The organism is Cytophagaceae bacterium ABcell3, assembly GCA_030913385.1.
In the GTDB taxonomy this organism is placed as follows: Bacteria; Bacteroidota; Bacteroidia; order Cytophagales; family Cytophagaceae; genus ABcell3.
Genome location: CP133159.1, coordinates 996,901 through 1,012,608 on the forward strand (window position 1 = coordinate 996,901; position 15,708 = coordinate 1,012,608).

General features: G+C 39.2%; 10 protein-coding genes and 1 CRISPR repeat array (1 of these 11 only partly in view). Of the genes, 3 read left to right on the forward strand and 7 right to left on the reverse strand.

Features of this window, described 5'->3' with window-relative positions:
• A CRISPR array of direct repeats spans nucleotides 1–1,346; the repeat unit is 47 nt; unit sequence GTTGTGATTTGCTCTCAAACTTAGATCTTTGAAATATCGGAAACAGC; it begins 9 nt to the left of the window's first position.
• A gap of 141 nt (nucleotides 1,347–1,487) precedes the next feature.
• From cas2 to RCC89_04260, 4 genes are all read right to left on the reverse strand, one after another.
• Nucleotides 1,488–1,820, reverse strand: coding sequence for a CRISPR-associated endonuclease Cas2 (gene cas2, locus RCC89_04245; GenBank protein WMJ72374.1), 333 nt, complete (start codon nucleotides 1,818–1,820; stop codon nucleotides 1,488–1,490).
• Nucleotides 1,817–2,773, reverse strand: a complete 957-nt coding sequence (gene cas1 / locus RCC89_04250; GenBank protein ID WMJ72375.1) for a type II CRISPR-associated endonuclease Cas1 — start codon at nucleotides 2,771–2,773, stop codon at nucleotides 1,817–1,819. Before cas1 ends, cas2 begins: the two co-directional genes overlap by 4 nt.
• Nucleotides 2,774–2,862: 89 nt before the next feature.
• Nucleotides 2,863–3,144, reverse strand: a complete 282-nt coding sequence (locus tag RCC89_04255) for a hypothetical protein (protein WMJ72376.1) — start codon at nucleotides 3,142–3,144, stop codon at nucleotides 2,863–2,865.
• A gap of 411 nt (nucleotides 3,145–3,555) precedes the next feature.
• Nucleotides 3,556–7,485 carry an HNH endonuclease domain-containing protein gene (locus RCC89_04260; protein ID WMJ72377.1) on the reverse strand — a complete coding sequence of 1,310 codons (3,930 nt, stop codon included), beginning with the start codon at nucleotides 7,483–7,485 and terminating at the stop codon, nucleotides 3,556–3,558.
• Nucleotides 7,486–8,195: 710 nt separating this feature from the next.
• On the opposite strand from RCC89_04260, the gene RCC89_04265 reads away from it, so the two are divergent.
• Nucleotides 8,196–8,771: a GNAT family N-acetyltransferase gene (locus RCC89_04265; protein WMJ72378.1), complete on the forward strand. Its 576-nt coding sequence runs from the start codon at nucleotides 8,196–8,198 to the stop codon at nucleotides 8,769–8,771.
• Nucleotides 8,772–8,908: 137 nt separating this feature from the next.
• Here the strand turns inward: RCC89_04265 and RCC89_04270 are convergent, their stop codons facing one another.
• Nucleotides 8,909–9,118: a hypothetical protein gene (locus tag RCC89_04270; GenBank protein ID WMJ72379.1), complete on the reverse strand. Its 210-nt coding sequence runs from the start codon at nucleotides 9,116–9,118 to the stop codon at nucleotides 8,909–8,911.
• Nucleotides 9,119–9,287: 169 nt separating this feature from the next.
• Here RCC89_04270 and RCC89_04275 point away from each other — a divergent pair, with 169 nt between their 5' ends.
• Both RCC89_04275 and RCC89_04280 read left to right on the forward strand, forming a co-directional pair.
• On the forward strand, nucleotides 9,288–11,414 hold the full coding sequence (locus RCC89_04275) for a hypothetical protein (GenBank protein ID WMJ72380.1): 2,127 nt from the start codon (nucleotides 9,288–9,290) through the stop codon (nucleotides 11,412–11,414).
• A gap of 30 nt (nucleotides 11,415–11,444) precedes the next feature.
• A complete protein-coding gene (locus tag RCC89_04280; protein WMJ72381.1) occupies nucleotides 11,445–12,134 on the forward strand; it encodes a T9SS type A sorting domain-containing protein in 690 nt (229 codons plus the stop codon).
• Between the two features lie 247 nt (nucleotides 12,135–12,381).
• Here RCC89_04280 and RCC89_04285 read toward each other — a convergent pair whose 3' ends face one another.
• Together RCC89_04285 and RCC89_04290 are read right to left on the reverse strand one after the other, a co-directional pair.
• Nucleotides 12,382–14,697 carry a S8 family peptidase gene (locus RCC89_04285; GenBank protein WMJ72382.1) on the reverse strand — a complete coding sequence of 772 codons (2,316 nt, stop codon included), beginning with the start codon at nucleotides 14,695–14,697 and terminating at the stop codon, nucleotides 12,382–12,384.
• A 368-nt stretch (nucleotides 14,698–15,065) separates the two neighbouring features.
• Nucleotides 15,066–15,689: a hypothetical protein gene (locus tag RCC89_04290; GenBank protein ID WMJ72383.1), complete on the reverse strand. Its 624-nt coding sequence runs from the start codon at nucleotides 15,687–15,689 to the stop codon at nucleotides 15,066–15,068.
• Nucleotides 15,690–15,708: the final 19 nt, after the last annotated feature.

A 15,708-nucleotide genomic window follows, 5' to 3' on the forward strand; every position in this document is an offset into this window, starting at 1 on the left:
TGCTCTCAAACTTAGATCTTTGAAATATCGGAAACAGCAGGATATTGAAAACCTAAGAAACGTCATTGTTGTGATTTGCTCTCAAACTTAGATCTTTGAAATATCGGAAACAGCGAGGGGAGCGGTAACCATATCCACGAGTTTGTTGTGATTTGCTCTCAAACTTAGATCTTTGAAATATCGGAAACAGCTTCTTGGAGGTAAAACACTTACTGCCGCCAGTTGTGATTTGCTCTCAAACTTAGATCTTTGAAATATCGGAAACAGCCGCTTAACCGCTACTCCGCTAAGGAGCTGCGTTGTGATTTGCTCTCAAACTTAGATCTTTGAAATATCGGAAACAGCCTAAGCATCTCCACTAAAACAGCACATGTAGTTGTGATTTGCTCTCAAACTTAGATCTTTGAAATATCGGAAACAGCAATTAAGGGAATGGCAAAGAAAAAATACATGTTGTGATTTGCTCTCAAACTTAGATCTTTGAAATATCGGAAACAGCATTGAAGAGTTAAGGATTACAGAAGAAACTGTTGTGATTTGCTCTCAAACTTAGATCTTTGAAATATCGGAAACAGCATGATCGGAGTCGTGCTTTTGCGTATAACTGTTGTGATTTGCTCTCAAACTTAGATCTTTGAAATATCGGAAACAGCACAGGATGCCCTCAATACTTGCCGTTCACAGTTGTGATTTGCTCTCAAACTTAGATCTTTGAAATATCGGAAACAGCGTCGCTGTACTGTTTCTATAAAAGCTTAAAGTTGTGATTTGCTCTCAAACTTAGATCTTTGAAATATCGGAAACAGCAGGTTTTAGTCCGCTCCTTTTCAGTAAACTGTTGTGATTTGCTCTCAAACTTAGATCTTTGAAATATCGGAAACAGCATACAGTATCTTTATATCATAATCATTAAGGTTGTGATTTGCTCTCAAACTTAGATCTTTGAAATATCGGAAACAGCAATTAAGGGAATGGCAAAGAAAAAATACATGTTGTGATTTGCTCTCAAACTTAGATCTTTGAAATATCGGAAACAGCTATAGACCTTTCAAGAAACAAAAGGTTTGTGTTGTGATTTGCTCTCAAACTTAGATCTTTGAAATATCGGAAACAGCAAGGTCTATAACAGAACTACCTTCACATCTGTTGTGATTTGCTCTCAAACTTAGATCTTTGAAATATCGGAAACAGCTCTGACAGTTGGTTTTACGGCTGTGCGTTGGTTGTGATTTGCTCTCAAACTTAGATCTTTGAAATATCGGAAACAGCTTTCAATGAAGAGACTAAAAGGTATTACTAGTTGTGATTTGCTCTCAAACTTAGATCTTTGAAATATCGGAAACAGCACGATGTGCTTAACTCTGTTAGCTATCAGTTGCTTATGTCGATATTTTCAATTAAAAAATCACACTGTTGCTTTACCGTGATTTGTACAAATGACCTGTTTTTTCCGATTCTAATCCGGCAGGGATAAACCTGCCGGATTTTTAAAAAAGTTCCAGTTGTTGTGCCCCCACGGCTTTTTCCTGCTCTTTTGCATTATAATAGACTTCCATTTGACCAAACTGCTTGTCTGTAATGCACATGATGCCTACATGACCCTTTTCAGGAATAAAGCTTTTAACCCTTTTGATATGTACTTCTGCATTTTCACGGCTTGGGCAGTGGCGCATATAGATGCTGAACTGAAACATGGTAAAGCCATCTTTTAAAACTTTCTTGCGGAAGTCCGAATATGCTTTTTTTTCTTTTTTAGTTTCCGTAGGAAGGTCAAAAAATACGAGTACCCACATAATCCTGTATTCGTTTAGTCTGTTCATACCAGTTCTGGGTAATTGATTTTCCTTAGCTTTCCTTCATAGCATTTTGCCAGGGAGGCTGTAGTTTTTTGTACACCTATCATCAGAGGGCTTCTTTCCCCATTGATGGTCACATCAAGCGTTGGAATGATCAACAGCTCTTTCTTCAGGGCAGGAGGCAGGTCCTCAAAATCTTCATTTTTTTCAAGAATGGAATAGATCAGTTCGTCTACATACGGCCGGTACGGTTCCATGATGTCATCTGCCAGGCAGTAGGCATTGTACTGGTTGCGGTGGAATATACCCAAAGTCGGCAGCAGGCCTGAACCCACAAGGCTTCTGGCGACTATGGCCCTTAAAATAGTGTAGCCATAGTTTAGCAAGTTATTCGGAGGCATACCTTCCCTGTCCCGTTTAAAAAAGTATAGTTTTTTATGGTTTTCGCTCAGGGGGAGATCTGATGTTGCTAGGTTTAAAAAAATATTTTTCCAGTAATAAACAGAAGCCCTTGCTTCTAGGTTCTCAGGATCGCCGGATCGGACATTCTCTGACCAACGGCAAAGGTTCCCGTTGTTCAGGCATTTTTTCTTTAGCAAAGCTGCCTGGTTGCTTATTTTGGCTTTTACCGTTTGTTGCCAAAGCTGCTTTTTCAGTGGTACGGAAGCTTCTGTTTGCGCCTTGAATCGGGCGGATTGAAGCTGGTTCCCGTCTAGGTTAAGCAATAGTCCGGTCGGGTGGTGTGAAAAATCACAGGTAATAAGAGCCGAATTATTAGACAGCAGCTTAGCAATCAGTGCATGGCTGATGGTGATGCGCTGGTTGTCCAGAATAACTACGCCTATATCTTCTATAGGAACCGTGTTCATTCTGGTCATTTCATCCAAGCCTTCGGCGTTGGGGAAGTTGATAACGAGCTGCTCGTTTCGGGTGTTCAGGTAAGCTGGATTACCAAAGTAAAGGGTACGTTTAATCATGATGGTTAAACTTTTGTTAAAAATTCCTGCTTTTGCGGATTTAGTTTAACCACCTCAGATAATATATGTTACCGGATTTTAATTATTAATCAGCTTTTTTCCTTTTTTTTCAGTTCTTCGATGCCAGCTTTGTCTTTATCTTTTCCAGTATTAAACTTCGATAGAATCAGGTCATTATTGTGAATAATGGGAATATTAAGCGTCGACCTCAGCAATAATCTTTTGCCGGTCTGCGCTTTCACCGGGTTAAGAAGTCTACTTTTTTTTGGTTCCTTGCCAATACTAAAAACTATATAGTCCGTAAAATTCAACTCTTTAATAGGCTGTGCTTCTTTTTCGGTAAATCCAAAATCTAACAATGCTCTAACCAATAATAATTTATTTTTATTATCTGGTTTTACCCATAGATCTAAGTCTCCTGTTGTTCTTCGATAGCCGTAATAAATAACCGAATAGCCACCGATCAGAATAAATTTTCTTTATGTTCGAGAAGCTTTTCAGTAAGTTGCTGGTGCTCCCTTATAAGTATATTCATTACCCCTTATACTTTTCATTTCTCACAATTGTAATTTTGCGGTTCATAGGAATAGCATCAAGCTCTGGTTTCGTGCAGCCATATACTGCGGCAATTAGCTCAACAGTCTCTTTCAAGCCCTCTAAAGCAGATTTCTTTTGAAATAGGTATCACTCCCCTTGCTCCGCTTCCTGAAAATATTTGTAGATTAATATGCCGCCTTTATAAGGGTTTTTCATGTATTGTGCTTTTGGCTCACTTACTTCTTTCATAAGCGAGTCCTCCCTTTTTTTGTTCCATAAGGGCTGATATTGCCAAGGCGGTCACAGGAAATTTTAATGCATTTGTCAATAATTTTTGTCCTTGGACTATCTTCGTTTATAATTTCTATACAATTTTGACTGCCAAACTCATCATACCCAAAGGTCTTTTTTGTTAAGACTTGAGAAATGTTGTGTAATATAAAATAAACTCTGTTTCCTGAACTCTTAATAAACTTGTATATTCTGTTGGAAATTGCAGCCTTATCTTGCCAGTTTATTAATAAGTTATCTTCTTCTGGTCTTGGTACATAAACAAGTTCGCCGGCATGTAACGTAAAGTGGCTATATCCTTCTTTTCGCTCTACGACAGGTACGCCATCTTTTGCCAGCTGAACGGCATCAAAAAATGAAACATTGTCAAAGCTTCTTTTGCCTTCTTCATTTTCATAAATGACAAAGCAGAAATTGCTTCCTTCTTTTATAAACTTCTTTTTATTGTTGCTTTTGCCAGGAAGTGGTTTTAAGTCGGCATTAAGCATTACCCTGACTTTATAAACAGGTTTTTTTCTTGAACTGTTAAATTCTACGAGCCCGTCATCAGAAAATGCTTTTGAGAAATCCCCTCCGAATTTCTCTGCATGTCCAGCAAGCTCTCTGGCAAGTTTTCTGTCAGCAATGTTTTTAAGCTGCTTTTCAGTAATTTTATTTAACTCGTATGTTTTAATATACTTGGTACGGAAAACCGTAACTTCTTTTAAAGCTTCACCTTTTAAATCAGTGAGAGGAGCTTTTTTAAGTGATTTTTTAGCTTTTGCCGCATCCCCACTATTTGCATCTAACCTTTCCTTTATAACTTTGATTTGCCACTCTACAGCTATAGAATCTAGACATTCTAAAGCTTTTTCAACAGGAATTTTCTCATACTTCTTTACAATTCCATAAGGCTGTTCGTCATGTAAAGCTCCGCGGACAGCCAGAGTCTTCTTATCTTGCCTTACACTTATAAGGTTGCCCTTAGCGTCTCTTTTGGTGAACTTATTTATTGAAGTGGACAAAAGCCTTTTTCTGGATTTATGGGACACAATCAGGTTTTCCAGAGAGTCCTTTACCATATTTCTGAAATCTGGATGGGGAAGTCTGAAGTGTCTTGGACTTCTGTCTTTAAGTTCTCCTTTCTCATATATCTGGTTTAAAGTATTTAATTGCGTAACATATCCTTGTTTGGTTGCTGCTACCGCAATGGCATCAAGTGCATGGTGACGATGGTCGAGCCTTTTTTCAAATCCTTCAATCCGCAATATTTTCTTGTTGTCAATTTTTTCCTCACGTATCAGGGTTCTGTTGGTCAGACTTTCTAATCTTTCGAACCTTGGCCTTACTACTTGTTTAAATACTTCATTTAGCCCCCATTGATTTTTAAGATAGTCTGTAATCGTTCCACTGGTCACCCACACTTTGCCCGGGCAGACCCGGTTAAGAACTTCGGTTACCTTTCTGGCAATATACCGGCTGTCATTCATCTGACGGTTGATAAAGCCTTCTGGTATTTCTTTGGTAAGCAGGTAAAACTTCTTTTTCCCTTTGTACAGCCTGTTTACATCTGCTTCAAACCGGGAAAAATCTTTGTTTCTCATGTACTCAAAGGCTGTTTTGTTGTCCTTTTCTTCGTTTGCTTTTCTGAAAACGAGTACTTTGTTCTGGAAGGAGTCGTCAAAATACCTTTGCCTTGGAATGATATGGTCGATATCTGTTTCTCCATTAAAAAGCGATGCTTTCTGAATGTTTTTGCCGGAGTAAATGCAATAGTGCTGGCCTTCATTCCATAAAAGATACCTGTCAATATCCTTTCTTGTAGGTTTTTTAATTCCGAATTCGCTAGTTATTCTTTCTTCCGCTTCTTTTCTTTCTTTTTCCCTGTTTAGCATGTTGCGGTAAGCTTTTGTTCTTTCCGCAGCATTTTGCTTCATCTCACGGGGTAGTTCAATTCTTATTTCGCCAGGTTTACCATACTGTTCCCAAAGTTTTTTTACCACCTGTAGCGTTTCGTTTACCACCTGTTCGACAACAGGGTTTCTCAGGCTGTGAAGTGGCAGGGGGGCAATGTCTTCAGGTTCATTAAAAGGGTCTTCGCTTGAGATAACGGAATGCTGCCCATATACAATAGTTGCTGCGTCGGCATACATCAATCCGGAAAAGTCTGAAACCTGAGATTTATCAAAAAATTTCTGCCTTATATACTCTGGCAACGCTTCATCTTCTCCATTATTGATCAATGTGTTCAATTTTTGAAGAGTTTCTTTTAAATGTTTTTCTTCAATAATTTCCTTCTCTGAAAAGTAGTGGCCAGCTCTCATCAGCGGGAGCAGTCTTTTAACAGCCCTGGCACTCAAACTGCCCCAGTCTTTATCAAAATATACGTTACCGATTATCTCTGCCTGTTCCTGAGAGAAACTGAAGTTCTTGCATAGTGCATTTTCAACATCCTCTATGTCTTCCAATGAATATAATATGTGCCACAGGAGTTCAAGTTTTTCAGCACTTAAGTCTTTTAGGTCAAGACCTGCTTTCTTAAACGCTTTAGTTAGCTCAAAAATGGTTTCATTACCTGCTACAGTTTCAGGTATCCTAAGCTCTTCAGGGTCAATATCAAGAACTTTCGCTATTCTTTCTCTGCTTGCTTGTGATGTTTTATTAAGATAGTCAAAAACTTTTACTTTTTTCTCAGTATCAATTTCTGAGAGTGTGCCGTCAGAGCTTTCCAATTTGAGATTGTTTATGGTTTGCCATAGCCTGAACTCCTGGTATAAAGGATGGCTTACCGGCATAACACGCTTTTGTTTTTCAAACCGGCAAAACCCAATGCTTCCTTTCTGGCTTTTTAGCGGACGTTGGTAGTAAATAATATAGTCCCGTATAAACTCTTTTAATGTCCGCTTTAGCCAAAATGATTTATCTGTAGAATTTAATGGCATTACAACATCTATGACCGTTTCTTTTAAATTGTTATCAGAAAGTTCAGCATGGTACTGTGCTTGTTTATCCCATATTCTGTTGAACTCATCCACGTATCTATAGCGCATAATAAAGTTCTGCCTTACCCGGAAATCTGTCCCTATGTCCCTGCTTTCAGCAATTTTTTTAGAAAAATACTGGCCAGGCGTTAATGATGATTCTTCCAGTGCATTTTCCATGGCATCCACTTTCTTTTGCCAGTCTGACGGGTCAGGGAGTCCAAAGGTATATGACACTTCTCCTTTTTTTGTTGTTTTCTTTCTTACCTCAATTTCAAATTCTTTTTCAGATTCTGCCATAGAGACGAATGAGGAGTTTGTCGTATAGCCTGTTACGCCACATTGAGTCTTTACCTCATATTCATCTTTTTTATTCTTTTTTTCACCTGTTGGGGTTGCTGAAAGAATTGTAGTAGCAACATTGCTGACTTCATAAGAGCTGTTTCCTTCCTGATTTTTCTGACTTCTTTCTTTCCTGTTGGGCTGATATCCTCTTCTTTGATTAAGGTGGTAAATGATTCTCGCCAACTCAGAAAGGGTAATTTTTTCTTCTAAAGCTTTTGCTCTTAAGTTATAGATATCCTCATCTGTTAAATTCTTCCCTAGCAGCACATTGTCTAGTGATTCGTCTCCTGTTTTATGTTTACTGTCAAGAACACCTATACACTTAAAAGCTTTGACCAGATTATTCCTTCTTAGCTTATATCTTTGATTGTTTCTTCTTGCTCCCCTTTTTACCCTACGTCCTTCGTTCTTAGTAATTTTCTGACCTTGCTCAAATGCCGTTTTTTCATCTCCCATGGGGATAATCCTGCTTCCTGCATGTAGAATACTTTTAAGGTTTTCGTTTTCATTGTACTCTAGTAAGGCAGAGCCTATAGAGTTGGTTCCTAAGTCAAGTCCGAGGGTAATTTTATTTGCCATAGTTGGGTATTTGAGGATTGTAAAAAGTTTATTGTCGAAATTAATAAAATTTGTATGGGAATTGTAAAAAGATTAAAAAGTTTTTTATCTTGCCATAAGTTTGAGCAAATCACAATAAAGATTATTCTGTAGTGAATAACATTACTTCAGTCCCGCTTCGGCGGGATTGTTGTTTTATTGCCACCAAACTTAACTAATACTCTCCTTCCTTAAGCTCTCTTTTTTCATGTTCCCCACATTTATTCACCCCTTCAACCGAAAAAAGCCTTAGGGTACTTTAATGGAAAATTAGACTTTGAGTTTCTTCGTAAAGGCAGTTTTAATTGCATGGAAATTGACCAGTGGCTGCAGCTGTAGTCTATGTTGCTTCCACAGCTATTGCTACTACCTTACCCTCAGCGTCCTTGGACCTGGCGGCGTATAAAACTACTATGTTATTTAAAAATCGGTTCTTGCGAACCTCCCCCGGTGGTTTGGGTTTCCCATGGTGCCGGAGAGACCGGCAGACCTAGGTCTGCCGGGATTTTTTTTAATCTTTCCCTCCTAATGTTATAGCTTTAGTAAAAGTTACTTGAATAGCTTGCCAGTTAATGCTTTTATCTATTCTTTTCCTGCTTCATACGATCAGTGGGTCACACCAACAAGCGAAAACAAATACTTGGAACTAAATGCTTTTTGTCGCTAATTGCCTGTTTTTAACGTAAAGCTCTATGAGTATGGTAAAAGCGGCATATTCCGACAAGCAGCTGGTGGTGGATTTATTATCTGAGGCCTTTGATACGAACAACAGTGTCAACTTTATTGTAAAGCAGGATAAAAAGCGAAAAGAACGGGTTAAGCATCTAATGGCTTATGCTTTTGATATGTGTCAGCTTTTTGGAGAAGTCTATCTTTCAGCCGACAGAAAAGCTTGTGCTTTGATGTTTTTTCCGGAAAAGAAAAGAAACACAGCCAAAAGCTTGTGCCTAGATATTAAACTGGCCTTTAATTGCATTGGTATAAGTAATATAGCGAAAGTGCTTAAAAGGGAGGGGAATATCAAAAAGTTTTACCCTAAAGAACATTTTTCCTACCTCTGGTTTATTGGGGTGCGTCCGTCTGATCAGGGAAAAGGTTTGGGAGAAAGCTTGTTGAAAGAACTTATCCAATTAAGCGAAAGCAGGGGAAGGCCCTTTTATCTGGAAACTTCCATGAAAATCAATGTCAACTTCTACAAAAAGCTTGGTTTTGAAATTTACAATGAACTGAAAAAGCCGCACCATATTTTTCTTTTGCGTAAGAAATGACTGCGTTTGGTCTGGTGTTAATTGCTTTTTCAGCAATGGTTGTTTTTGCCATATAGTCAAAGTTTTTAGTATGCAATAGCGCTTTTATTACGTATAAAAAACACTTTAAATCAGTTGATTCCCCCACAGTTGTGTTGTTAAGCCTTAGGTTTACTTTTAAAAACATAGCCCGTTAAACCTACCCAATACAGCGCAGGAACTATGCTCCACCATTCCAGATGATAAATAAGCAAAAATGCAGGAAGTATTATGACTGCCACCTTCCATAAGGGAGCAAATAGGTATATAAAAGCTGAAGCTGTAGCAATACCTATGCTTAATATGATCAATACTCCTAGTAGTTCCATATGTTAATATAACAAAATATCCGAGGATGGTCAGTTGTTTTGAGTTGTAGTGGGTGAGATTATTCTAGAAATGTTTATTTATTTGTTTTTTGGTTTGGATAGGTTATTAAGCTATGTAAATTTGCATGTTTCATAAACTATTAATTTACAACTAGTAAACTTTTAAACTATGTTTAGTCGATCGTGCCAACTTGTTTTGGCAAGTTTGCTTTTTCTAATCTTTCTTAATGAAAGGGCAGTAGGGCAGCAGTTCCATGTTTTTAATGAAGGCGAAAGTTTTTCTTGTATAGCAGTAGACTCTCTGGGCAATATTTGGTCTGGTACTGATAAGTCTGGTTTGTTTAAGCTGGCAGATGGTTCGGAGGGAGGTGGCGCTTTCTCGCTGGTGCCTATTGTAGATGGCAACAGGGGGCTTGAAGATCATTTGATAAGTAGTATTGCCGCCGATGGCAATCAAAATCTTTGGGTTGCCTATACAGACGCAGGGGGTGGTATTAACAAAGTGGACAACTCCAGCCATAGTTTTGTTCGTTTTTCTGTAGATCGGAACCAAGAGTGTTTCCCGAACTCGGATAATTTTGGAGAAGGTTTGCCTACCATTAACCCAAACCACCTTACCGTGGATAAGAACAATACCGTGTGGGGGGCTTTTAGATATCATGATATTTTTGTACCTGGTGTCGGTACATTGCCATCTGAATATTATGTATATCCAGGGTCCATGGCTTATATCAGAGAGGGTGAAGACAGGTTTACCTCTATAAGTGTTTACCAAGATTACCTTGACGGTAACGAGGTAGAGGATTATTTTCCTTATCCTGCAAATAATTGCAACCCAGGCATGGAAATGGCACAGACTCGAAACTGTCAGTCGGTTTCTTCTAATAATGAAGAAGTTTGGTTGAGTGTGTTCCCTTATACTGGCAAAAACGGGGTTTTTAACCCATCAAGAATAATTCGTTTTGATTTGGACGCTAATTATTTAGGAGAATATGCTTTTGCCGATGTAGGAATTTCGGGAGGTATTTTTAATGCCATGTATGTAGGTGACGAAAAGCAGTGGGTTTCTACTTCTTTTGCTGGTAATGGATTTGCTGTTAGAGAAAATGGTAATTGGACAGCAGTCCTTCCTGAAGATTTGTCTTGTATGTTGCCTGAAGACATCAGGGTCAATGATAATGCTATTTGGGGAAATGCTCATGGCAATGTGTTTATAGGAACAAACAAGGGTTTGCTTGTTTACGATGGGCGTGGGGAGGTTAAAGATCCTTCATCTTATACATTTTTTACCACCGAAAACAGTGCGCTACCGTCAAATAACATTGTAGGAGGGACAAGCCAGGACAATACGGTTCAGTGGATAGCTACAGATAATGGAATCGTTCAAGTGTCTATGGGGCATTTCCCTTCTGATGAAGTAGACCCATCTGATTGTGGAGAAGAGGATATTGACCTTATCATGGCTCAAGACCATGATTATCTAAGGGAAAATGACCGTAGTTTTCATGATTATACTGTGACTACAGAAATATGCGACTTGAACAGTGATAATGAGTATAAAGTGCCTTGTACGGTTGAGAATGTGTATAAACTGATGAAGGAGAATGTTGCCCTTACAGCGCCTACGCCAGAGTATTTCACACATGACAATTTTTCTCCTGTTTTGTTGTCTACGCTTAGCAGTAGCGGGCTAGATGATATCGTAGAGCGAGTAAATAATTGGGAGCCACAGGTTACGGAAGAAAATCCCACAGGGAGGATCCGAAATGTGAATGATGTGTTGAGCTTTTTACAGCGGCAGCGTAATGTAGAGGTTGTAGATGTTCCAGCTATGTTTCGAGGACTGTATAAGACTGAGCAAATGGATCTTGCCTTAATGGAACTACAAGCTGAAGAAAACCCAAAGTCAGTTGTGCCCTGTCATAAATACAAATTGTATAACAATACTAATATGATAATAAGGCGGTCAATGTATGAAAGGACACTTGATAGTTGGTTTTGCGGAGGAAACTTGCATTCTAAAGACTATGATGAGATATATGCTTTCCCTGATGATCATAATTATTCTATTACAAATTTTACTGCCAATGGACATTTCTTATATCCGGGCAAGGTTGTTCGTAAGGTTGTAAATGAATGTGGAAAAGTGAAGGTTATTTCCCGTGGTGTTGGTGTCCAATATTGTGGAGATAGCCGTACTGGTCAAATTAATGCCAACGGAAATGTTGTTATTGGAAGCATCTTATTCAAAAATATCGATCTAAGGCTTATCAAAGCTTTCGAGGAGCAAGAATAACATTGGTTTAACATTTATAATAAAAATATAATGAAATATAAGATTACACTTTTTGGGGTGTTTTTATGCAGCATTGCTTTATTGCCTTCTTTTGCACAAAACCCTATTCAATCACATTCATATGTGGTTGGAAAGTATTATTCTGTAATACAGGATGAAATAGTTCCATTGTACCACATGGATTCAAGTGAAAATGCAGTTGATATGTCCGACTATGAAATTTTCTTTGGCACTGGTACTTATGAATCTTCAAAAGGGGAAATTAAAGCAGATGGGGAATATGAAATCGAAGGCGATTCCTTATTTATTGATGGGGAGGGTCAGTTTATTGTGGAGATCAGTGATAATCTGATTACTACCCGCATGCAGTCCCTTGAGCTGGTGGATCTAGAGGGTACATTGGACACCGCATACCATTATTTACATTTGTACCATAAGAACCTTGCTTTTACAGAAGCAGAAAGAGCGCAGTTAAATCAGGTTACGTTTTTTCCCAATCCGGCATCTGATATGCTGAATATTAGAACTACAGGAGATGTTCGCATTGGCAGTATAGATATATTTTCTGCAAAAGGAGAGAAAGTGGGTTCACATATGGTCGATTCTAATAATGGGGACACAGTAATTTCTGTAGATAGGCTGACGAAGGGTGTCTATTTTGTGCACTTGTTCGATCAAAACCAACAGCAGGTAGTGGTCGAGAGGTTTATTAAACAGTAAGGTGTTTTAGCGAAATTAGGGGTAGACTTTTTTTGTGGCATATTTACTTCATATCAGTCGTTTCACTTGCATGAATTTGTAATAGCACTTTAAGTCAAATTGGCAAACTTTAAACCTGCATTTTAGCCACATTTTATTTTAATTGTTTGGCTAACATTGCGGGCTTTCTAAGAAAGGGCTACTGATAAAAAAGAAGAGGCATCCGGTTTTCCGGATGCCTCTTTTGGTATACTTATTAGCTTTTAAATTATTGTTTTACCACCGTTAGGTGTTCTACCGTTGTACTGCTGGTTATTTTTAGGATATAAACCCCTGGGGTATAGTTTTCCCCTAAGGAAACGGTTCTTCCTTTGGGTGTTAGCATTTCTATTTGCTGTCCTTTGCTGTTGGTTACCATGACTGTAACATCTTCTAATCCGCTTGGTATAGCTACATTGATTGCTGAGCTAAACGGGTTAGGGTATGCAGTTGTTGTCTCCGATTCTTCCAAAGAAGTCGCCGCGCCTTCTAGTGCAATGGTGTCGTCTCCACCTAAACGCATATTGGGCTGGTTAGGCGAGTTAGAGAAGTATAAAGCATAGTTACCAGACTTTTCTACCAACACAAGGTTGTTTCCGTCCAGTGTTACCCAATAGTCTCCGTCTATGTTAGCAAACCCTGTGCCTGAACTTATAGAAATTTCAGGGTTGGGCAGGTGCAAAGTGTAAGTTGCAAAATTAGATAGATCAGTGAAATGAGAAGGGTTCCCATCGGTAGTTTCCAGTGTTAACTGGTATAACCCATTAGGGTTGTTAGTACTACCCCACCAGTTGAATACAGAGTTGAATACATTGTCCAAGCTAGGTCCACCGGTTCCGATAGTGTGTACATTGCTGTACTGGTAGAACCCCTGTGGGATCCCTGTAGGCCTTGGCACATTGAAATGCGCCAATAGGTCGTTTCCGTTATTGTCATTGGCAGCAAGAACAGCCGCTTCTGCGTCTACCATTCCATAACCTACTTCGGTGTGCCAAGTTCCATTTGTTCTTCCAGCAGTGTTTTGGTAATTGTAGTTCCCCACTTTTTGTGCGGTTTGCTCTATTATGGTTGCAACCTCACCTTGAGTAAGAGAAGGGTTCTCAGATAACATCAATCCTGCAATGGCAGCAACATGTGGGCAAGCCGCAGATGTACCATTAAATGCTTGATTGTAATCACCGTTTCGATACCCATTAGCCCCTTGTCTGTCGGTGGTTGGCACAAGTACCCCTGGTGCCATTACATCGACCTCTGGCCCAAAACAGCTTCCCCACCAAAACTCAGAGTCGCAAGAGTTTGGATTTGTTCTTTCTCCGCAAGGGCTTATGGCGCCTACCACTATTATATCTGGGTTCGAATTGGCAGGGTATATTACCGCTGTATTCGGATTTGTGAGGTTGTGGTTGATGTTTCCAGCTGAGAAAACTACTACGGTTCCAAGTCCACCTCTTCCGTTTGTTATGGTGTTGTCAATGGCATCATCTAAAATAGCACTTTCATATAGGTTGTGTCCCCATGAGTTACTGATGACGGCAGCACCATTTGTCCACGCAAAATTAAACCCATTGGCCAATTGTTGGGGAGCATTTACCGTTACCCATAATGGGTCGCTGATATCCATCAGGGGACAGTCTGGTGCTATGCCTGCAACACCTATATTGTTGTCTGCTGCAGCACCAATGATTCCTCCGCATGGCATACCGTGGTTGCCCCTGACCGTACTTTCGTCTCCTGTAGGGGTGTCATAACTAAAAGGAGACAAGTTTGGCAAGTCTGGATGGTTTCTCTCCATTCCATGGTCTATTACTGCAATCGTAACGTCACCATTTCCGGTAGACAATTCTCTGGCTTCGCAAAGTTTGATGTCAACACCACTGCCAGGGTTGTTGGAGTTGTTGTTCAAACCCCACTGGTTGTCGAAGAATGGATCGTTTGTGCATACTTCTAAGGGCTTTAATGGAACAAAGTCGGGTTCTGCAGCTTCGAAAACATTGCTTTCATACAAACTGTTGGCTATTTCCAAAGATGTTCCTGTACTGTGTTCATTACAAGCGAGGGTGTACCAGAGAGGCATGAATTCATTGCTGCCTACGATGTCGACCTTATGCTTTTTTGCTGCCTGCTCAAGTGCTTGAAGGTCATTTTTATGTTTAAGTTTTACATAAAGAAGGTTTGACAGCACAGCTTCGGCATTTGTTGAAGAAACATAGGCAGGAGCTTCATAAGCAATTTCTTCTCGATTAGACAACCTGCTATTTTTTTGTTTTGTTTCAACAATTGCCCACTGAGGCATTTTGGGCACCCGTCCTTTGTATGGGGTAATGCCTGCTAACGCTTCTGTTCCACTCGCTTTTACATCTACGTCCCCTAACGCTTTTTGTCGTCTTTCCGGTGTAATGTTTTCATTTTTGAAAAGGACAAATCTCTGATCGTCTTTGCGGGTCAGGGGCATTTTTTCCCCTTTGTACCAATAATATTCTGACTGTGCGAGGACTGTGTTAAACAGTCCCGCACAGAGGAGTAAGAGTAAAAAAGTTTTTCTCATTTTTTTTAAATGTTAGTTGTAAAAAGTGTCCAAACTATTGGATAAAAAAGTGACCGGTATAATTTATCCCGATAGCTTAAATGTCAAATATACTTGAAGTTATTGGTTGCCAACATGTAAATGTATTAACGTGTGTCGTGGGTGCATCAATGGTGCATTTGGGTGTATAACCGTTATACTTGATTGCTAGTTTTGTACGTGAGGGATTGGGAAGCGGCTTACTGGTTTTTATAGTGGTTGTTGTGAGGGTCCAAATTGTTGCTTTCTTGTATCAGTTGCTGACGAAAGGTTTTTGTCGCAGGTTATTTTTTATAAGGGGTAGATTAAAGAAAAAGCTCTTGGCAATCCTGCCAAGAGCTTTTGAAAAATTACTTTTTTCTCTGCTTTCTTTGAAACTTTCGATAATCTTTGCCGCTAGCTTTCATGGCTCTATAAACTGAGCTTGCCCAGTAGTTTCTAAAGCCAAAGCCTGTGACCAATTGTTCGTATTTCTTGGTCCATAAAATTTCTTTGGATGCTATATCAAAAAATACTACATGGATATGCCCTGTGGCTTGGGTTTTATTTAAGGCCTCTACAACATACAAAATTCCTGTACCCGTAGTGTGTTGCTCAGAAACATATTCTCGCACGACTTTCTCTAGTTGTCCCTCTTCAAAAGTAAAAAAATCATCAATAATTGATTCATCCATATTAATGCTTTTGTTCCTCTCCTTTACCACGCTTAGGTCATGACGCACTTTTGGCAGCTTGTAGTATTTTTCTAGGTTATATTTTTTAGGTTCACTGAGTACAAGGTTATTGATTGCAGGAAAGTATGTGTCTCGTATTTTCTCGGGATCTGAGAAACCATAAGAGCCAATTAATCTTGCGTTTGAGAAATCTATTCCAAACCAAATTACATTCTGCTCCTTGTCTTGAACGTCGTCAGTGACTTTAAAAGACATTAAGAGAAAAGCGAGTAAGGCAATTAGTGAAACTTGTTTTTTCATATTAATGGTTTTTTAAAAA